Here is an 18,255-nt window from a genome sequence, read left to right as displayed (position 1 = left end):
TCGCAAGAAAGTGAGACAAATGTCTATGCGTACACATTTAGCATGAAAGCGGGCTCCGAAGGACGTTTCTTACTCCGCGTGCCGAGCACGCCGACCCCGATTGTCGGCAGCGGGCACCGATCTTCGTGATGACGTCTTCGCATCGCTCACTCGGTAATCAGTTCGTCCTCGACGGCGCGACGGTACAGGTCCAGTTTTGTTCGCGCCGGCCGACCCGCGATCGCGTACTTTGCCCGGATCCGCCTTAGGTATGCGGCGACAGTTCCGCTGGTGACACCGAGTTCGTGCCCAATCTCTCGCGCGCTTGCCGACCGTGCGGTGAGAATGAGGACGCGGCGCTCCTGCGCGCTGAGGCGCACGGTGTCGTTCGGTAGAGGGCCTTCATCCTCCGCGTCGGTTTCTTCGCAATGCAAGATCTGCAGGATTAGCTCGACCAGCTGCTCGGGTCCTTCCGAGCGGCGAAAGACACGCACGCCAGTTGCCTCGCGCGCGGCGAGGATATGGGGGCGGCCAATTTCCTCTATGACGATGAGCACCCGGCGACCTGTGTGAGCGAGCTCTACAGCTCGATGGGAGGCAGACCCCCCGGCTGCTCCGTCCAGCACGACGAGCTCGGCCTCCGCGTGCAGCTCCGAGTCCAAAGGTGCCTGTCCCAGGTACTCGCATTTGTCGACGCTGGCGAGTCGCTGCGAGAGTGTCGAACCGATCCACGGATCGGGGCCAGCGAAAGAGACGCGCACATTGACTCCTTCGGGCTCCAGGGTCGGATCTGGAGAGGAGTCAAGTAGCGTCGCCTTCCGTCCGGGGTTCCGTCGAACGGAAACGAAAAACCCGGAATTGAGACCGTGGCCGGCTCAGCGTACGTCGGTAGTCGGTTGGTCGAATGACGCAAAGTCGCCGGTCTTAGGTAGGTCTTCTCCTGGCCAGGCTCCCCAGGTGATGGTGGCCTCCGTCATGAAGTTGCGCTGGGTCTGGATCTTGGAGACGAGCCGGTTGTCAGCCAGCTGCGCGGCGAGCACCCAGGTGGGCCACACGCCCATGCGCCACTCGACGTCGACCTTGAACAGCCACTTCGCCTCGGGCTGGAACGGGTGGCCGTCGAGGTGGTTCAGGGCGCGCACGTACCCGGTGGTCGGACTGGGCTGCTGGAAGTCCCATGCCAGATCTTCTTGGAGCTCGTCGTTGACCCACACAGCCGGCGGCCGATACTCGGACGCGGGGTCCATATGCAGGGCGATGCTCACGAGCACGGTCGCCCCGAACTGGTACAGCGTCAGGTGACCCCAGGGGCGGTAGAACAGCTCCTCGTCGCGGAACAGAGTCGCGAGCTTGAGCGCGCCGCGGTCGCTGCGGCGCAACCCAGTGCGCTGGTCGACGTTGTGCTGCGCGGCGTACGCATCCAACCGCTGGTTCACCGAGTTGCCTTCCAGCCCGATGCCGCTGGTCTCGAGATACGCCCGGATGTCACCGTCGGGATCGGCGGCGCAGCGCCTGAACATCTCGAACAGGGTGGCATGCGCTTGCTCGACGCTACCCATGCCTACAACCCGAACGAGGGCCTCGCACTGCGAGATCCGCTCCAGAGAGAGTGCCCCTTCACCGCGGCGCAACTCGCGTAGCTCCTTGAGGAGCTGCTGCTTGAGCGGGTCGTCTTGCACGGGGTCAGCTTGTCAGTTTCGTGTCAGTGACGAGAAACGGCCTCACCGGGAGCCTGGATTCATGAACGAAATCACCCCCGTTCCCCCGCTCGTCCCGGGCGCAGTGGTGCCCCTCTCGCCGAGCGCTCCGCTCGGATCGCGACTTGCCCGCGCCACCAACAAGCAGCTGGACACGCTTCGCGCTGACGTGCTGGTCGCCCTGGCAGCCGACCAGGCAAACTTCATTATCGCAGCCTCGCGCGAGTCGCTCCAGCATCAGCTGGACATGATCCGTGAGGACAACCGCGCCAACCGGGTCGACCGGAAAATGATGAACGCCGCCATCACCGAGCAGAAGCTGCAGCTCTACATCAAGCTCGCGCCCGGCGCAGCTCCCGACCTTGATCGGCTCCGCGAAGCCTTCATCACCGGATCGATCATCGACGAGCTGGGGCGCTGATCCCGATGGCCGACTTCCAACACTTCGTCGAGGGCGTGCCGTGGTACGTCTCGTCAGGGGTGGTGATCGCCGCGATGCTCATCATCCTCGTGCCGGTGGTGATCATCGGGACCCTGTTCGCACGCATCAACGATCTGCGATACGACCTCGCGGCACTGAGCCGCAGGCAGACGACTGCCGGCGAGAAGTCCGACAAGCTCGCTAAGCGTCTCGGACAAATCGACAAGCGCGTCGACGGCGTCTCCGGCGCCGTGAGCGCGCAGACCAAGTTCGACGGTGAACTCGTCGACCTCCTGGCGGAGATGGTCGACGGTGAGCGGAAAGCGACCGCGGTTGATATCGCGCTCGCCTACGCCGCGAACGAGCGTCTCCGCGAATACAAGTAGCACTCCTCTAGGCGGCCGGGACTCGACTGTCTCGGCCGCCCGACTCTCTCACCTCGCCCTACCCGCCCGACGAGACATTCTCGCGACTCGCTCTCGGGCGCATAACGAGACCCGCATCCCCTAACTACCACGAAGGAGTCCACCGCCATGTCCATCCCGATGCCGCAGAGCCGGCGCCCCACCCCGAAACACAAGTACCGCGTCATCTACGCCGACCCGCCCTGGCCTACCGGCCAGAAGGGCGGCCGCGGTGCCTCCCGCCACTACGACCTCATGAGCCTCCGTGACATCGAAGGCATGGGGACCGCCATCAAGCACGTCGCCGCCGTGAACTCGGCGCTGTTCCTCTGGACGACGAGCAATGATCTGCCGAACGCCTTCAAAGTCATGGAGGCGTGGGGCTACCGCTACATCACGACGTTCATCTGGGACAAGCGTCCGGTGATGGCGCTCGGTGCCTACTTCCGAGGCGCCCATGAGGTGATGTTGTTCGGCGTTCACGGGAAGGTGCCGTTCAACTTTCACGGCCAGCGCTCGATCGAGACGTTCAAGCGCCGCGAACACTCGCGGAAGCCCGACGAGATATTCCCGCTGATCGAGCGGCTCCTGCCGGGTCCCGCCCTCGAGGTCTTCGGCCGCCGCTTCCCGATGAACGAGGACGGTGTCACGCGCCGACCTGGCTGGTCGGTGTGGGGGAACGAGGTGGCGAGCGACATCTCGCTGCTGCCGTTCGGCTACCCCGTGCCGTCCGATTTCGACGAGCAGGAGCCGTAGCCGTGAACAACGGCAGCGGCGGCGGCCTCTTCCAGCGCTTCTTCGAGGCGTGCCTGCTGGTCTGCGGCGCGGTCATCCTGCTCTACGTGGCGCTGAGCTACCTCGCCCGCATCTGGTGGATCCTCGTGATCCTCGCTGCCGTCGGCGTCGGGATCGGCGTGCTCGTCACCTGGTGGAGAGCCCGGAACAGCCGCTGGTAACCAGGAGCGATTTCACCTCTGTCCGCTCGTTGTGTAATTCACAACAGACGTCGATTTCTGTTGACAAATACAACGAGAAAGCGCATAACAAGCGCCGGACGAACTGCCCGAAAGTGGGCAGCAGCGGTGGGTCGCTCCTTCCATCTAATCGAAAGGAGATGACTGGCCATGCCCCAAGCACGCAAACGTACGTCGCGCCGTCAGGCGAATTCTGCGCCGCAGAGTGACCGGCGCGGCCTGCTCGTCTTCTCCATCGACAACCCGCTCGACTATGCGCCGCAGCTCGGGAAGGTCGTCGTCGCTATGGCGGCGCATGACCAGGCCGAGGCTCGCGGCGCCGACGCCCCTTTCCTCGCGGGGCTGGACAAGTTGAGCGAGCTGCGTCCGAAGTACCAATCGGACGCAGTCGGCGAAAGCGAGGTGAGCTAATGCGTGCGCCGCATGGCCTCGTTTTCTCCGAGGTGTTTCTCCCCCATCTGCTCGAGCCCGAGCGGGTGAGCGAGGTCTTTACGAGGATGGCCGCCGACCGAGCCGGGTCGGTGGTCATCCTCGAGACCCGCGCTGACAAGGAGGGCATCCGACAACTACTGGGATGCGCTCCCGAGGACGTGCACCTTCTTCGCCGTCTGCTGACCACCACGCTGCCCGGCACCATACTTACGTCTCCGGGTGATCCTGCGCGCAGCTCGGTCCAGACGGCGAAGAAGCTGCGCATCCAAAGCCACGGGTTGCCGCTCGAGGTGAGCGAGCCGGAGCGCTTCACGAGGGCGCTCTACGGGGCGCTGTCCCGCCCGCTCAAAGACGGCGAGGCCGTCGTTCTCCAGGTCGTGATCGGGCAGAGTTCGGCGCCGCAGCACGTCCCGGCCAAGATCGCCGACCCGCACGTTCGCTTCCCCGAAGCCGTCCTCACCGGCATCCCGGACGCCAGTAGCGAGGAGCGCAATCGCGTGCGCGACCATCTGGCCGAGCACCGTCTCGATATCGAGATTCGCGTCGGCGTCGCCTCGCCGGAACAGTCACGCCGCCAGCGCTTCGGCCGCGAACTCATGGCCGCCCTTCGAGTGACCGAATCGCCCGGTGTCTCGGTGCGGCTCGCGCCTGACAACCCCAACCTCATGAACACCGGCACTCCCCCGCGCTGGTGGCGGACCCGCCTCTCGGTATCGGAGCTGGTGGCGCTGTCGGGCTGGCCGATCGTGAGCGACGCCGAACGCAGCCTTCCCGGCATGCGGCCGGCGCACCCGAAGCTGCTGCGAGCAGAACGCGGTGTTGAGACCAAGAAGGGCATTTTTGCCCGCTCCGACGTACCTGGCGACGGGCGGGAAATTGGGATTGCCCGAGCCGACACCGTCTTCCACTTCTCGCTGATCGGGCCAACCGGTGTGGGCAAGACGACGCTGCTTGAGCGGCTCGCCAAGAACGCCATCGACGACGGCGATGCCATCTGCATCCTCGATGCCAAGGGCCAGCTCGTCGACCGCGTGCTGTCGTTCATCCCGAAGGAGCGCTGGAGCGACGTCGAGGTCATCGACGCGACCGACCCCAACTCGTCAACGTCGAATCCGCTCGATGCCCGCGGCCGCAATCCCGATGTGCAGGCTGACTTCGTCCTGAACGTCTTCAGGTTCACTTTCGCAGACGGCTGGGGCCCGCGTACCGAGGATCTGTTCTCGACTGTGCTGCGCACGCTCACCCGCGCCGGCAACGCCCGTGGCGTGCCCTACACGCTCATCGACATCCCGAAGGTCTGGACGAACCCTGCCTTTAGGGCGGAGGTCGTCGGGTTCGGCGCGAAGAATGACGCAGCACTGCAGATGGCCTGGGCCGCCTTCGAAGCACTCGGTCCCGGGCAGCGTGCCTCGATGCTCGCGGCCCCGATGAATAAACTGAACCAGGTGCTGCTGCGGCCGGCGGCCGTCCAGCTCTTCGGCCAGGCCGAGGGCAGCTTTCGACTGCGCGACATCTGGCGCGAACGGAAGATCGTGTTGGTCCAAGCCAACGAGGCGCTGGTGGGTCCGCTGACCGCCAAGCTGATTATCGGGTTGGTGCTTGCCGAGATCTGGCAGGCGACCCAAGAGCGGGCATCCGAGCATGGCCACGAGAAACGCATCGGGCACGTCCTGCTTGATGAAGCCGATCGCTTCATGGGCAGCTTGACGGTCTCCCTCGCAGACGCCTATGCCCGCAGCCGGTCGCTCTCCGTCTCGTGGATCACGGCTGTCCAGTACTGGGACCAGCTGCCCCACGAGATGAAGAGCGCGATCGCAGCCAACGCTCGCACCAAGATCGCCTTCAAGCTCGAGACCGACGAGGACGCCCGGACCTTCGCCAAGCTCGCGCCAGGCCTCGAGCCCGCCGACTTCATGGCGCTTGAGAGGTACCAGGTATACGTCCGGCCGGTGGTGAACGGCGTCACGACGGAGTGGGCACTCGCGAGAACCCTGCCACCAGTCGAGTCGGTTCACGATGTCGCAGACGTCCGCGCTGCAGTGCTCGGACGCCACGAATCAGCACCACCTGGCAGCCCGTTCCAGTCAGATGACACCGACCAGACCGCGGCAGTTCCGAGCGATGCTGCCGCTAAAGCTGCGTCACCGGATGCGCCAGTCGGACGCAGACGACGGAGGCCATCATGACGGGCTTCTTGGTCAGCTCCCCCGCACCCCCGCTCCACCTCTGTTGGGGAGCCAACAGAGGTGAGTCCCCGCCCCTGTCAGCGCGAACGCCCCGAAAAGACGCGGAAAAGACGGAGGGGTGGAGCACGCCACAGTACCCCCGACGAGACAGGCGACAGGACAGCCAGCTGCCTCTGTCGCTGAGCAAGAAAAGGAGCGGCCCATGAACAAATACTCGGCGCACTACCGCGGCTTGAGCTGGCAGCACAGCCTCGAGCGCCTGACGCCACGGGACCTGCTCGTGCTCGACGACCTCGAGCGCTTCCGCCTGCTCACAACGAGGCAGATCCAGCGGCTGCGCTTCCCCGTCGCAGCAAGCGCAGTGGATGGTCACGCATCGCAGGGAGCCGCCACGAAGGCCACCATGCGCACGCTCAGTCGCCTGCGCGACGACAAGGTCGTGACCCCACTCGAGGTGCGCCGCGGCGGCATCCGCTCCGGCAGCCAAGGCCTGGTCTGGCAGCTCTCCGAGACGGGGCGGCGCATCCAGCAGGAGCGCACCGGCCGCGGCTCGCCGCACCGCTTCATGGAGCCAGGCAGCATGTTCGTGAGCCATATCCTCGGTGTCGCCGACCTCGCCATCTCTGTCCTGGAGCTCGAACGGGGCGGCCGCATTGAGGTGCTCTCGGTCGAGGCCGAGCCGGCCAACTGGCGGACGTTCCTCGGGGCTCACCTGAAGACCGTGACGGTGAAGCCGGACCTGACGCTCGTCTCCGCGGTCGTAGGCAGCGACTTCGAGGACCACTGGTTCATCGAGCTGGACCGCGCGACTGAGCACGTCTCGAGCAAGGTCATGGCCAAATGTCGGACGTACGCCGCGTACGCCGCGACAGGCGCCGAACAGGCCGAACGTGGGGTGTTCCCCCGCGTGCTGTGGGTCGTGCCCGACAGCCGCCGCCGTGCGGCGGTTGCGGGCGCGATCGCCGTCGAGCGGGATCTGCCCGCTCACTACTTCCAGGTCTGCACCACGGACGAGTTCGCTTCCGTCATTGCCGGCCAGGGAAGCACCGACGACGCCGCGTAAGCGCTGCGCCGCCATTCATCACTACCTAGACACCGCAGAGAGGAGGAATCACCGCTGTGGAAAAGCACCCATCAACTAACCCCGGCAGTCCCGAGCACGACCCGCTCTACGCGCGGACCATGCGCGAAATCAACGCGCACATCGCCACGCTGCCGGTCCCCAAAGAAGTTGAGCCGGGCTTCCGCCAGGCTCTCGAAGACGAGATCTTCGATGAATACCTCGAGGCGCTGGCAGAGGGCGTCGACGTGCATCCGATCACCGCACGCTTCATCGCCTATGGCGTTCTTGCCGACGCACCAGGGAACGCCACGACGGAAGCGCTCAGTCGCTACGTCACGTCCGGTGAAGGCAGCCACAAACAGCTGCGTGAAGAGTATCTGCCGCTCTACTGGCACCCGCAGACGGGCCCGCGCGACCGCGTCGCCATCGACGTGCTCGGCACGCACCTCTTCCGCCACGAGCAGCAGACGAACGCGACCCTCGCCACACCGTTGCCGCTCAATCTGATGCTCCTGCACAGCGCGGACGATCCGACGGAAATCGACACGATCCTGCAGGTTCCGAAAGACCTCACGCTCGCGGACGCCCAACCGGTTATTAACGAGGCATTGCACCACGCGAGCGTCAAGGGCGATGCGTTCAAGGCATTCTTGCGCCTGCCGGCCGTGGACGTCACGGCGGACAACCTGCTGAGCGAGTTCGATCTCGCGTTCGTCGGCAGCTCGGATCGCACCGACTTCGACAGCGAGGTGCTCCCCCTGATGAAGCGCCGCGCCGAGATCGGGCTCGAGTGGGACGCCATCGAGCTGGGAGGGAAAACGTATGTCTTCGCTCGATAGCTATTGGAACGAACTGGCCCGCACCGGGATTACCGACGGCATCCGTGACGCCGCGGAAGAGGGGCGGCTCATCGACACCTCGACTGCTCGACTCATCGCCGCCTGTGTGCACGACAGCACGCACTCAGCGCTTGGCCGCTTCGCCGGGACCGGTCGCCTCGACGCATGGAAAGCGGCAAAAGAGCTCCTTGAGCTGGACGCGTTCGAAGAATACGAGGCGTGGACGCTCGCGCTTCTGGAGTACCTGAAGCACGTCTACCAACAGAGCAAGGAACCCAAGAAGGAGTTGAAGTGATGGATAACGAGTCGATGACTCCCCCGGCGCTCTCAGCTCGACACCGCGCCGAGGCCGCCCCGTCTCTCCCTGAGCTTGACGCAGTGATCGGGGGCGAGATGCGCCGCGCTCTCGAACGGAACCGTCCGATCGGCCGGGCAGGGGCGCTCGCGATCGCCGATCACCTCGTCCGCCGATATGAGGACCGTTACGAGGTCGGCGGCCTTGCGAGCTATGTCCAGACCGGCGACACCCGGAACGAGGTGTTGCGTTACGACTACCTCGCGCTGTTGGGTCAGCCGGACGTCACGAGCGACGATAAGCAGCTGATCGCCTGGCGCGCCGCAGCTTGGCCGGCTGCTCTGGAACACAGTCCTCGGGGAAGATCGCGATGCCTACGAAGTATGGGTGCGGGCTGACATCCCGAGCGACGTGCTCGCTGGACTCCAGGATGAGCACCGTCCGCTCATCGAGGACTACGGAAGCGCCTTCAAGGCGTACCTCAGCCCCCCCGATGTCGACGGCAGCTCCGAAGACCTGCTGGAGATCTTCACTGAGGCACACGTCGGCAGCTACCCCCTCGACCGCCAGCACGTACTGGAGCACACCACCGAGTACACGGAGTTCCGCATTCGGATCGACGAGGTCGCCGCTGAATACGCCTTCGGCGACGGAGTGATTGAAATCGACACCGATCGGATTTGGGACCTCGTAGCCGAGAACCTCGACGACATCGTCGAGCTGGACGGGAAATACCACCTCTTCGAGAAGTAACCGTAGCCCATTTCCGAGCACGCAAGCACGCGGAGCATAAGCATCTTGACAACTCAAAACAGGGGCAGGCGAGTTCTCTCATAGAGAACGAGAGTGTTGTAAAAAACGCTTCTGACCTGGACTTTTATGTCGAACAGAGGTAAAATGAGGGTGTATTAGACGGAGTACCCAGACATGACCAGCGCCAAGAAACCAACCGAAACCCTCGGGACCTACATCAAGCAGGAGCGCGAAAAGCAGCACCTGTCACTCAGCCACTTCAGCGAGCTTGCTCGCATCCCTCGCAGCAACATGCAGCGCATCGAAGCCGGCGTCGTCCAGCACCCCCGTGCAGACGTGCTGCAACGGGTCGCCAACACTCTCGGCATCCCGGTCGTCGATCTCTTCCGCCACGTCAGCTACACGGCGGAGGCATCGCTGCCGCCGTACCGCAGCTATCTCGAGTCGCGCTACATGAGGCTCTCACCCGAAGCGATCGACGAGCTGGAGATCTACTTTCAGTCAGTCGCCGAACGTGAAGGTATCCGCTACGACGAGCCGCTGCGCGAGCCGGGAAATCCGAACAACAAGCACTAACCGTCGGTCGTCGTGAAAGGAGGACCACTCAATGACATCAGCACAGAACAAACGCAAGCTAACGGACGATCTCGTTGAGCGCCTCCGCGACGCTTATCCAGTTGGCCCCGAGCCGGTCAGTTTTCCAGCCGCGCTCAGCGTTGCCAAGGCCCAGGCGGAGCGAATGACGACGCTAGCTGGCGACATTCTGTCGCCGACGCAGCTCCTCTTGTTGACGCCCGAAATCGACATCCACTACGCCAATGACGTGCCCGTACCCAGTGCCAGCCAATTCAACGAGCACACCGGCAAATGGCAGATCCTGATCGGCAGCGATGAACCGCGCGAACAGGCCTACGACCTGCTTCGTGAGTTCAAGCGGATCCTCGATGCCCCCGACGTCGCCTTCCTCTATGACCCAGGGTCGCCAATCGGTGACGTGCAGCAGCAGCTCGCGTCCAACTACTTTGCCCGTGTCGCGCTGATGCCCGAGAAGGACGTGCGTCGAACTGCCGAGCACGGCATCACGCAACTTGAGAAGATCGCCACCATGTTCGAGGTACCGCCCGACGTTGCGCAGACGCGCATCTCCGATCTCGGCCTCACCGATCGCATTCACACCGACTAACTCACCCCGAAAGGAGGGGAATCATGCAACCAAGCGATATCAACCAAGACCCGGCGAATGTGCTGTTCTACACCGTGCCCGAAGCCGCGCAGCTGTTGCGCGTCAGCTACTGGACCGTTAACCGAATGATCCAGCGCCGCGAGCTGGCATCAGTCAAAATCGGCGCCCGGCGCCGCATCCCTCGTGACGCCGTACTTAACCTCGCCCGCTCCGCCACACAAGACGGTTCCCCGATCGGAGAGCGTCGTGTCTAGGCGCGCCAACGGCGAAGGCTCCATCTACCGCCGCACGGACGGGCGCTTTGCCGCCTCTGTTTATGTTCACTCGCCAGACGGTTCGAGGCGGCGCATCCATTTCTACGGACACACTCGCCAGGAAGTGCAGTCGGCGCTCACCAAGAAGCTTCACGACGACGAAGCCGGAGTGCCAACGCCTGATGCGAACTGGACCGTCGAGGGCTTCCTCGACTACTGGCTCAACACCGTCGCTCCAGCTCGAATCAGGGCGCGCACTCGAGAATCGTACGAAGGCATCGTCCGAGTGCACATCCGGCCGTTCATTGGCAAGAAGATCCTGTCGCGGCTCACCGTCGCGGACGTACAGGGACTCATCAACATACTGATGCAACAGGGCAAGTCGCCAAGCATCCTGCACAACGTGCGCAAGGTGCTCTCAGCGGCCCTCTCTCGCGCGGAGCGCGAACAACTCGTCATGCGCAATGTCGCGCGTCTTGTCGATCTCCCGAGAGAAGAACGCAAGGAGATCAAGCCGTGGAGCATCGATGAGGCCAACGTCTTCCTGGATTCCATCCAGGGTCACCGTTGGCAATTGGGCTACATGCTCCTCATCTACTACGGCATGCGCCGCGGTGAAGTCCTCGGGCTCAGGTGGTCCGACATCGACTTCGAGCGCGAAAGCCTCAGCGTGAACCAGCAGCTCCAGCGGATAGGCCGGGACCTCGAAGTCGGTCCGGTCAAGACCGCAGCCGGACGCCGCAGGCTGCCGCTTTTGCCCGTCATCAAGGAAGCGCTGCTGAATATCACCGACGCTAGCGGTATTGATCCCGCGTCCGTCGATCCCGACTTGCCTTGGCAGAAGCAGCTCATCCTCCTCAGTGCGGTCGGCACACCGGTTGATCCGCACAACTTCACCCGCGACTTTCACATCCTGCGCGAGCAGGCCGGCCTTCGCCGAATCACCGTGCATCACATCCGCCACACGGCAGCGACGCTACTCAAACGACTCGGCGTGCCTGCGCGTGATGCGCAGGCAATCCTCGGCCACGCCAGCGTGATCACCACGCAGTCGATCTACCAGCACGCCGATCCAGACCTGCACCGCGACGCCCTGCAGCGCATCGAAAGCGCGCTCGGCGGCATCGAGCACGATCGAGCAGGGGTGGCGCCAGAGGCCATTTCTGACAGCAACGCATTGCTGTCAGCGTTGCTGTCAAACGACAGTCACGCCATCAAATTCGAGGCTGTCAGCCCAATGAAAAACGCCGATTCAACGGGGGTCAAATCGGCGGAATTCATTGGAGGGCCAGGAGGGGATCGAACCCTCGACACCCTGCTTAAGAGGTTGCTAAAAACACCACACTTTGCGCTCCCGACCCCTGTTTTGCTCGCCATTGATAACCGCTGCATATGCACCGTTTTCGGGCATGTTGCTGTCAGATCAGCTGTCAAGTCGCGACTCGGCCGGACCACGCTCGCCGAACTCATCACGCTTCGTAAAGCGATTCAGAATGCGCGACACGACGCCGAAGTCGCAAAGATGCGTCGGCTCAGCTTTCCCCTCAACTTGCTCCCCACGATCGGTAATTCCTTGGAGGTGCGTCCATGACGACCGCATTCGACGATGACGCGTTCGATCCGCTCCCGGCGCATATGAGCTATGACACCTTCGGGCTGCCATCGCTACCGGGAATGCCTGACATGGATGCCATCGCGATCGACGCCCAGCAGCTTGGGCTCGGAGGGATCCTCGAAGAGACCCTGTCGCTCGATCAAATTCCGCCAGGCAAACGGGCAATCTCCTACCTGCGCGTGTCCGATCCGAGTCAGGTCAAGACGGACTACGACCCGCTCGGGCAATCCATCCCCTCGCAACGGCAAGCGTGCCAGCGGAAGGCTGACGAGCTCGGCGTCATCATCATCGATGAGTACGTCGAGCCTGGGCGCTCGGCCACCGAGATGACCAAACGACTGGCCTTCCGACAGATGATCGCGCGCATCACTCAGCGCCGCGACGTCGACTACGTCATCGTCTACATGTTCAGTCGGGTCGCGCGTAATCGCTTCGACGACGCGATCCTGGGCGTCGCCCTCAACAAGCTCGGCGTCAGCCTCGTCTCAGCCACCGAGCGCATCGACGATTCGCCAACGGGACAACTCATGCGCGGCATGCTCGCCGTCATCAACGAGTACCAGAGCAAAGCCTCGGGCGCTGACATCTCGTTCAAGATGGCCGCCAAGGTCCGCCGCGGCGGCACGCTCAGCAAAGCACCGCTCGGATACCTCAACGTCATCGACCGCACCGACGGGCGCGAGATCCGCACCATCGCCATCGACAACGACCGCGCCCCGCTGGTGCGCGAAGCATTCGAGCTCTATGCGACCGGCGAGTTCAGCATCACCGAGCTCGCGGCGGAACTCACCGATCGCGGCCTGCGCACACGCGCCACCCCCAAGCGTCCCCCCAAATCGCTCGATCCCAAAGACGTGCGGCGGCTGCTCGCAAATGCCTACTACACGGGGCGGGTGGAATTCGGCGGCGAGCAATTCCAAGGCAGACACGAGCCGCTCGTCAGCCAAGAGCTATTCGATCGCGTCCAGGACCTGCTCGGCAGCCGCCGCATGTCCGCCGAGCGGCGACGGGAGTACCCGCATTATCTCGTCGGATCGATCTACTGCGGCGAATGCTTCCGCAAGCGCCACGTCCGACAGCGCCTCGTCGTTCAACGCAGCGTCGGAAGAGGCGGCCGCGAATACTTCTACTTCTTCTGCCCGGGGCGGCGTAAGGACGGCTGCACGCAGCCGCATCACGACATGGGCGAGGTGGAGACGGCGGTCGAGCGCCACTACCAGCAGAAGAATTACAGCCAGGAGTTCGTCGACATGGTGCGCGAGACGGTCAGCGGGGCCCTCGCAGACCAGCTGGGATCGCAAACGCTCCTCAAGACAGATCTTGAGAAACAACTTGATGAGCTCGATATCAAAGAAGAGAACCTGATTGAGCTCGCCGCCGATGGCGGGATGGACACCAAGCGGGTGAAGGTCCGCATCTACAAAATCCAGCGCGACCGCGAACGCCTGACTGAACAGCTCAAGTCAGTCAGCGCTGATCTCGCGATCAGCATGAAGCGCATCGAAGCCGAACTGGAGCTCCTCCGCGACGCACCGCAGCTCTACCGCCACGCGACCGATGCCAACCGCCGGCGCCTCAATCAGCTGATCTACGAGGCGATCTTCATTGAAGACCGATCTGTCAGCGGCAACGACGTCAAGCCTCCGTTCGACGCGCTCTACGCCGGGCAAGCGATGTTCGACGCGAGCAAAGTCCGTGCAAGCACGCCCGCAACGATCGAAGACATTGGGCGCCTCGCGTACGAGAAGGAAAGCCCGACAAAACCAGGCCGAGGAGCGGCAGCACGCCGCTCCTCGGCGCTCGCCCTACCGGACCTGTGGCTCGCAGTCTTTATCCCGCTATTCGCGGGCCGTGGTTCGAATAAGGACCATTTGGTGCCCCATGTTGGATTCGAACCAACGGCCTTCTGCTCCGGAGGCAGACGCTCTATCCCCTGAGCTAATGGGGCCAGGGCACCCCAAGGCTAGCAGAGGCAATCCCCCGTTCTGCCGACACCGCACGCGAGACTAGAGGTATGAAGCAGCATCTGACGGATGCCTGGCGCACCGTCGCCCCGCCCAGAGACGACCCGCACGGCCCGCTTCCTCCGCTTCTCGTGCTCCTCACCATCGTGACCGGCCTCGTCGACGCGTTCAGCTACCTCGAGCTCGGCCGGGTCTTCGTCGCCAACATGACGGGGAACGTCGTGTTCCTCGCGTTCGCCCTGGGTGGCGCGCCCGGCTTCGTCTGGTGGGCGTCGCTGTTGGGTGTCGCAACCTTCATCGGCGGCGCGTTCCTCGGCGGCCGGATCGCATCGGCGCGCGGTGTCCACCGCGGGCGGCACCTGCTCACCGCGGCATCCGTTCAGGGTGCGATCGTGCTGGTCGCGACGATCGTCGCGTTCGTGCTGCCGACACCGTTCGGCGATGCGGCGCTCGTCGTGCTGATCGTGCTGCTCGGTGTCGGCATGGGGTTGCAGAATGCGACGGCTCGGGCGATCGCCGTGCCGGACCTCACCACGACGGTGCTGACGCTGACGCTCGTCGGAATCTCCGCCGACAGCAAGCCCGCCGGTGGCGCGGGCGGCAAAGTCGGCCGACGGTTCGTCTCGATCGCGAGCATGTTCGTCGGCGCGCTGATCGGCTCGGCGCTCGTCACTGCGCATCTCGCACCGTTCGTGCTGGTGCTCGCGACCGTGCTGCTCGCGGTGATCGTCGCGCGGGCGGCGCGATTCGCGCGGTCGACGGATGCCTGGACCACAAAGCCCTGACCCAACACGCAACCGATGGTTGCAGAATCCGATCGCCAGTCGTAGGCTCGCCGCGAGACGCAACCACAGGTTGCATAAGGAGCTGGTAATGGACACCATCACAACCGACGCGATCACTCGCGAGGTCACGATCGACGCCGCACCCGAGACGGTCTGGCGCATCCTCACCGAACCCGAGCACATCTTCCGCTGGTGGTTCGCGAAGGCCGAGTTCGAGCCCGTGGCGGGCACGAACGGACACATCCTGTTCCGCGTCGGTGGTCGGAGCTACCCGACCGAGATCGCCGTGCTCGCCGCCGACGCCCCGAGCTTCCTCGCCCTGCGCTGGTGCCACCCGGCGGGCGACGCGCCGACCGAGCTCAACTCGACCCTCGTCGAATTCACGCTCGAGCCGATCGGCGGCCAGACGCTGCTGCGGGTCGTCGAAAGCGGCCTGTCGAAGGTCGACTGGGACGCGGACACCAAAGCCGCCTACCTCGACTCGCACACCGAGGGCTGGAAGCACCACCTGCGCGACCTCGGCCAGTACATGGCGTGGCTGTGACCCCGGCGAGCCCATCGACCGCGAGCGCGACGAGCCCGAATACCGCGGCGAGCGACGAGCTGTGGCAGGCCGTCGCCGACCCGACCAGGCGCCGGCTGCTCGACGAGCTGCTCGCGGCCGGCGGGGCGACGCCAAGCGGCCTGGCCGAGCGGATGCCCGTCACCCGGCAAGCGGTGAGCAAACACCTGGTGGTTCTCGAGCGCACGGGCCTCGTGACCAGCAGACGCAGCGGCCGCGAGGTGCTCTTCGCGGTGAGTCCCGCCCGGCTCGGGGCGGCGAGTGAGCTGTTGCGCGCCGCAGCTGAAGCCTGGGACGGGCGCCTCGCGCGCATCAAGGCGCTGGCCGAGCACGCAGAAGCCGAGCAGGCCAGAGGGGCGGATGCCTGAAGCATCCGCCCCTCTGCGCCGGCACGCCGCGCCACGGCCGGTCCGTCACGGCCGGCACGGCGCGGGCGCGCTGCCGCGATCCGCTCTGCCCTGCTCAGATCCGAGGCGCACGCACCGGATCTGAGCAGCGCGTGCGGCGCTACGCCGCGGCGATCTCGCCGAGCTTCACGGCAACGGCCTTGCCGTGCGTCTCGGCGGCCGAGTGCGCCTCCGCGAGCCGCTGGCGAGCGAGGTCGACGAGGCCAGCCATGGCAGGGGTCGACTCGGCGAGCGTCAGCTCGGCCTCGATGATGGTCACCTCGTAGCCCCACACGTCCTTCAGGATGCGCTCGAGCCACGCGGTCGCGTGGTCCCAGCCGTAGCGCGGGGTGCCCTCGCCGTAGCCGCCACCGCGCGCGATGACGAGGAACGCCTGCTTGCCCGAACCGGCCGGGGTCTCGACGCCGGCGCTGAAGCGCGGGTCGGCGAGCACCAGGTCGAACCAGGTCTTGAGGTGCTGCGTGACACCCCAGTTGTAGAACGGCGCGCCGATGATGGCAACCTCGGCCGAGGCGAGCTCGTCGGCCAGCTCGGTCACGAGCGCGACTGCGGCGTTCTGCTCGGGGGTGCGCGCGTCGGCGGGGGTGAAACCGGCGAAGATCGCCGTCGCCCAGGCATCCGACGGCAGCGGGGTCAGGCCGATCTCGCGCTTCACGACGGTCGCGTCGAGGTCGGCGACGATCGCACCCTGCAGGGTGTCCTCGATCGCGCGGGTGACGGAGCCCTCGGGCTTGATGCTCGCGTCGAGACGGAAGACGGTGCTCATGGAAATTGCTCTCCTCAAGTGGATGTTGCTGGTGCCAGCATTATTCACAGCAGATGTTCTGTGACACAGACGATAATAGACACAGACAATCTGAAATTGACAAGAGACAGATAAAGTGGGCGACATGTCAGACGCACAGGGCGAGCAGATCGACCTCGGTTGGTCACTCGGAACGCTGTTGCGTGGCTACCTGAAGCGTTCGGCCGACGCGCTTGGCGACCTGCCCGGAGGCCCGAGGGGCTACCAGGTGCTGTCGATCGCCGGCGCGGGCTCGTGCAGCAACCAGGCCGGCATCGCCGAGGCGACCGGGCTCGATCGCACCGTGCTGACCTATCTGATCGACGACCTCGAGAAGGCGGGCCTCGTGGTCCGCACCCCCGACCCGAATGACCGGCGGTCGCGCCACGTGAGCCTGACCGGGGCCGGCGCAGAACGCCTGCGCGACCTCACCGCCCGCATGAACGAGGTCGAGCAGCAGCTGCTCGCCGGCATCCCGGCCACCGACGCCGCGGCGCTGCGAGCAATCGTCGCCCGCGCGGCCCGCTCCCTTGATGAAGACCCAGTCGCGGTCTGCTCGACGGTCGACGAGGTCGCCGCGCAAACGGCCTGACGCAGCCGCGGCCCCACCCAATGGCGCGCGTCGCGCTACAGTTACGGGCCAGAGCCACATTGACAGGTGCCGCGCGGAGCCATAACTGTAGCGCCGCGCCGCGCGGGGATCAGGCAGTCACGAAGTCGATCAGCTGCTCGACCCGGCCGAGCAGGGCCGGCTCGAGGTCGGCGTAGGTGCGCACGCGCGACAGGATCCGCTGCCACAGGCGCGCGATGTCGGCCTGATCGGCGTGCGGCTGCTTGAGCGCCGCCGCGATGCCGTGCTTCCACTCGATGTTGCGCGGAATCCGCGGCCACTCGGCGAGACCGACGCGAGCGGGCTTGACGGCCTGCCAGATGTCGACGAACGGATGCCCCACCACCAGCACGTCTGCACCGAAGGGGCCCTTCGCCACGGCATCCGCGATTCTGCTTTCTTTCGATCCGGGAACCAGATGGTCCACCAGCACGCCGACGCGACGCTGCGGCTCGGGGCGGAACTCGGCGAGCAGCTCCTCGAGGTTGTCGACGCCTTCGAGGTATTCGACGACGACGCCCTCGACGCGCAGGTCGTGACCCCAGACTTTCTCGACGAGTTCGGCGTCGTGACGTCCCTCGACGAAGATGCGGCTCCCGCGTGCGACCCGGGCTCCGACCGGGCCGGCGTGGAATGATCCGGAGGCGCTGCGCGCACGCCCGGCAGGTGCCGAGGCGGGCGCCGGCTTGGTGAGCACGACGGGCTTGCCGTCGACGAGGAATCCGTGCCCGAGGGGGAAGACGCGGACCCTGCCGCTTCGGTCCTCGAGTTGCACGAGGCCACCCTCAGCGATACCCACGACCGCGCCCACGAAGCCGCCGTCGACCACCTCGACCACGAGGTCGCGCTCCGCCGGCGTCTGCACGGGCTGCACGACACCGCGACGACGCCAGTTCTTGTCGGCCAACACGTCTGAGCCGTAAGGGTCCTCCCACGTCACCCGCCCGACCCTACTTGCCGGCCGGGCGCAGCCCCCGTAGCGCCGCGCTACAGCTACGGATCGGCGCTACAGCGACGGGTGGCGCGCGAGCCTGTAACTGTAGCGCGC

General features: G+C 65.1%; 24 protein-coding genes, 1 tRNA gene and 1 pseudogene. 20 read left to right on the top strand and 6 right to left on the bottom strand.

All coding sequences use genetic code 11. The features are described from left to right. Positions 1–146: 146 nt before the first annotated feature. Both ACFOYW_RS18355 and ACFOYW_RS18350 read right to left on the bottom strand, forming a co-directional pair. On the bottom strand, positions 147–740 hold the full coding sequence (locus ACFOYW_RS18355; RefSeq protein WP_390232475.1) for a helix-turn-helix transcriptional regulator: 594 nt from the start codon (positions 738–740) through the stop codon (positions 147–149). Positions 741–854: 114 nt separating this feature from the next. After that, positions 855–1,658 (bottom strand): hypothetical protein, encoded by an 804-nt coding sequence (locus ACFOYW_RS18350; RefSeq protein WP_390232472.1) that lies wholly within the window; start codon positions 1,656–1,658, stop codon positions 855–857. 61 nt (positions 1,659–1,719) lie between these two features. Here ACFOYW_RS18350 and ACFOYW_RS18345 point away from each other — a divergent pair, with 61 nt between their 5' ends. From ACFOYW_RS18345 to ACFOYW_RS18270, 16 genes and pseudogenes are all read left to right on the top strand, one after another. Further along, positions 1,720–2,097, top strand: coding sequence for a hypothetical protein (locus ACFOYW_RS18345; RefSeq protein WP_390232469.1), 378 nt, complete (start codon positions 1,720–1,722; stop codon positions 2,095–2,097). A 5-nt stretch (positions 2,098–2,102) separates the two neighbouring features. After that, positions 2,103–2,483 (top strand): hypothetical protein, encoded by a 381-nt coding sequence (locus ACFOYW_RS18340; protein WP_390232466.1) that lies wholly within the window; start codon positions 2,103–2,105, stop codon positions 2,481–2,483. 147 nt (positions 2,484–2,630) lie between these two features. Then, positions 2,631–3,257 carry an MT-A70 family methyltransferase gene (locus ACFOYW_RS18335; RefSeq protein ID WP_390232463.1) on the top strand — a complete coding sequence of 209 codons (627 nt, stop codon included), beginning with the start codon at positions 2,631–2,633 and terminating at the stop codon, positions 3,255–3,257. A 2-nt stretch (positions 3,258–3,259) separates the two neighbouring features. Continuing rightward, on the top strand, positions 3,260–3,457 hold the full coding sequence (locus ACFOYW_RS18330) for a hypothetical protein (RefSeq protein WP_390232460.1): 198 nt from the start codon (positions 3,260–3,262) through the stop codon (positions 3,455–3,457). A 168-nt stretch (positions 3,458–3,625) separates the two neighbouring features. Then, positions 3,626–3,886, top strand: coding sequence for a hypothetical protein (locus ACFOYW_RS18325; RefSeq protein WP_390232458.1), 261 nt, complete (start codon positions 3,626–3,628; stop codon positions 3,884–3,886). Further along, positions 3,886–6,093, top strand: a complete 2,208-nt coding sequence (locus tag ACFOYW_RS18320) for a type IV secretory system conjugative DNA transfer family protein (RefSeq protein WP_390232455.1) — start codon at positions 3,886–3,888, stop codon at positions 6,091–6,093. The genes ACFOYW_RS18325 and ACFOYW_RS18320 overlap by 1 nt, the downstream gene beginning before the upstream one ends. Positions 6,094–6,295: 202 nt before the next feature. Continuing rightward, entirely contained in the window at positions 6,296–7,156 is an 861-nt protein-coding gene (locus tag ACFOYW_RS18315) for a replication-relaxation family protein (RefSeq protein WP_390232453.1), read from the top strand. Positions 7,157–7,275: 119 nt separating this feature from the next. Beyond that, positions 7,276–7,995, top strand: coding sequence for a hypothetical protein (locus ACFOYW_RS18310; protein WP_390232449.1), 720 nt, complete (start codon positions 7,276–7,278; stop codon positions 7,993–7,995). Next, a complete protein-coding gene (locus ACFOYW_RS18305; RefSeq protein WP_390232447.1) occupies positions 7,979–8,290 on the top strand; it encodes a hypothetical protein in 312 nt (103 codons plus the stop codon). The genes ACFOYW_RS18310 and ACFOYW_RS18305 overlap by 17 nt, the downstream gene beginning before the upstream one ends. Before the next feature lie 83 nt (positions 8,291–8,373). Then, positions 8,374–8,688: a hypothetical protein gene (locus tag ACFOYW_RS18300; protein WP_390232445.1), complete on the top strand. Its 315-nt coding sequence runs from the start codon at positions 8,374–8,376 to the stop codon at positions 8,686–8,688. Beyond that, entirely contained in the window at positions 8,678–9,043 is a 366-nt protein-coding gene (locus ACFOYW_RS18295) for a hypothetical protein (RefSeq protein ID WP_390232444.1), read from the top strand. The genes ACFOYW_RS18300 and ACFOYW_RS18295 overlap by 11 nt, the downstream gene beginning before the upstream one ends. Positions 9,044–9,217: 174 nt before the next feature. Further along, positions 9,218–9,619, top strand: a complete 402-nt coding sequence (locus tag ACFOYW_RS18290) for a helix-turn-helix domain-containing protein (protein ID WP_390232442.1) — start codon at positions 9,218–9,220, stop codon at positions 9,617–9,619. A gap of 31 nt (positions 9,620–9,650) precedes the next feature. Further along, on the top strand, positions 9,651–10,226 hold the full coding sequence (locus tag ACFOYW_RS18285; protein WP_390232441.1) for an ImmA/IrrE family metallo-endopeptidase: 576 nt from the start codon (positions 9,651–9,653) through the stop codon (positions 10,224–10,226). Positions 10,227–10,249: 23 nt separating this feature from the next. Next, a complete protein-coding gene (locus tag ACFOYW_RS18280) occupies positions 10,250–10,480 on the top strand; it encodes a helix-turn-helix domain-containing protein (protein WP_390232439.1) in 231 nt (76 codons plus the stop codon). Beyond that, positions 10,473–12,071 (top strand): tyrosine-type recombinase/integrase, encoded by a 1,599-nt coding sequence (locus ACFOYW_RS18275; RefSeq protein WP_390232437.1) that lies wholly within the window; start codon positions 10,473–10,475, stop codon positions 12,069–12,071. Before ACFOYW_RS18280 ends, ACFOYW_RS18275 begins: the two co-directional genes overlap by 8 nt. Then, positions 12,068–13,015 (top strand): annotated as a pseudogene (locus ACFOYW_RS18270) (recombinase family protein); the annotation flags it as partial. The gene ACFOYW_RS18275 and the pseudogene ACFOYW_RS18270, both read left to right, overlap by 4 nt. 30 nt (positions 13,016–13,045) lie before the next feature. Here the strand turns inward: ACFOYW_RS18270 and ACFOYW_RS18265 are convergent. Continuing rightward, positions 13,046–13,426 (bottom strand): hypothetical protein, encoded by a 381-nt coding sequence (locus tag ACFOYW_RS18265; protein WP_390232435.1) that lies wholly within the window; start codon positions 13,424–13,426, stop codon positions 13,046–13,048. 541 nt (positions 13,427–13,967) lie between these two features. Next, positions 13,968–14,043, bottom strand: a tRNA-Arg gene (locus tag ACFOYW_RS18260). A gap of 66 nt (positions 14,044–14,109) precedes the next feature. Between ACFOYW_RS18260 and ACFOYW_RS18255 the strand changes: the two genes are divergently transcribed. The 3 genes from ACFOYW_RS18255 to ACFOYW_RS18245 all read left to right on the top strand — a co-directional run bounded on the left by ACFOYW_RS18255 (position 14,110) and on the right by ACFOYW_RS18245 (position 15,774). After that, entirely contained in the window at positions 14,110–14,844 is a 735-nt protein-coding gene (locus ACFOYW_RS18255) for a YoaK family protein (protein WP_390232432.1), read from the top strand. Between the two features lie 88 nt (positions 14,845–14,932). Next, positions 14,933–15,388 (top strand): SRPBCC domain-containing protein, encoded by a 456-nt coding sequence (locus ACFOYW_RS18250; RefSeq protein WP_390232430.1) that lies wholly within the window; start codon positions 14,933–14,935, stop codon positions 15,386–15,388. Continuing rightward, positions 15,379–15,774 (top strand): ArsR/SmtB family transcription factor, encoded by a 396-nt coding sequence (locus tag ACFOYW_RS18245; RefSeq protein WP_390232427.1) that lies wholly within the window; start codon positions 15,379–15,381, stop codon positions 15,772–15,774. The genes ACFOYW_RS18250 and ACFOYW_RS18245 overlap by 10 nt, the downstream gene beginning before the upstream one ends. 139 nt (positions 15,775–15,913) lie before the next feature. Here ACFOYW_RS18245 and ACFOYW_RS18240 read toward each other — a convergent pair whose 3' ends face one another. Then, entirely contained in the window at positions 15,914–16,579 is a 666-nt protein-coding gene (locus ACFOYW_RS18240; RefSeq protein ID WP_390232424.1) for an FMN-dependent NADH-azoreductase, read from the bottom strand. A 124-nt stretch (positions 16,580–16,703) separates the two neighbouring features. On the opposite strand from ACFOYW_RS18240, the gene ACFOYW_RS18235 reads away from it, so the two are divergent. Next, positions 16,704–17,189, top strand: a complete 486-nt coding sequence (locus ACFOYW_RS18235; RefSeq protein WP_390232421.1) for a MarR family winged helix-turn-helix transcriptional regulator — start codon at positions 16,704–16,706, stop codon at positions 17,187–17,189. A 109-nt stretch (positions 17,190–17,298) separates the two neighbouring features. Here ACFOYW_RS18235 and ACFOYW_RS18230 read toward each other — a convergent pair whose 3' ends face one another. Further along, entirely contained in the window at positions 17,299–18,147 is an 849-nt protein-coding gene (locus tag ACFOYW_RS18230) for a DUF3097 domain-containing protein (protein ID WP_390232419.1), read from the bottom strand. Positions 18,148–18,255: the final 108 nt, after the last annotated feature.

The sequence above is a fragment of the Gryllotalpicola reticulitermitis genome (assembly GCF_042651345.1).
GTDB classification, from domain to species: Bacteria; Actinomycetota; Actinomycetes; order Actinomycetales; family Microbacteriaceae; genus Gryllotalpicola; species Gryllotalpicola reticulitermitis.
This window is presented reverse-complemented; position numbering and strand designations above follow the sequence as displayed.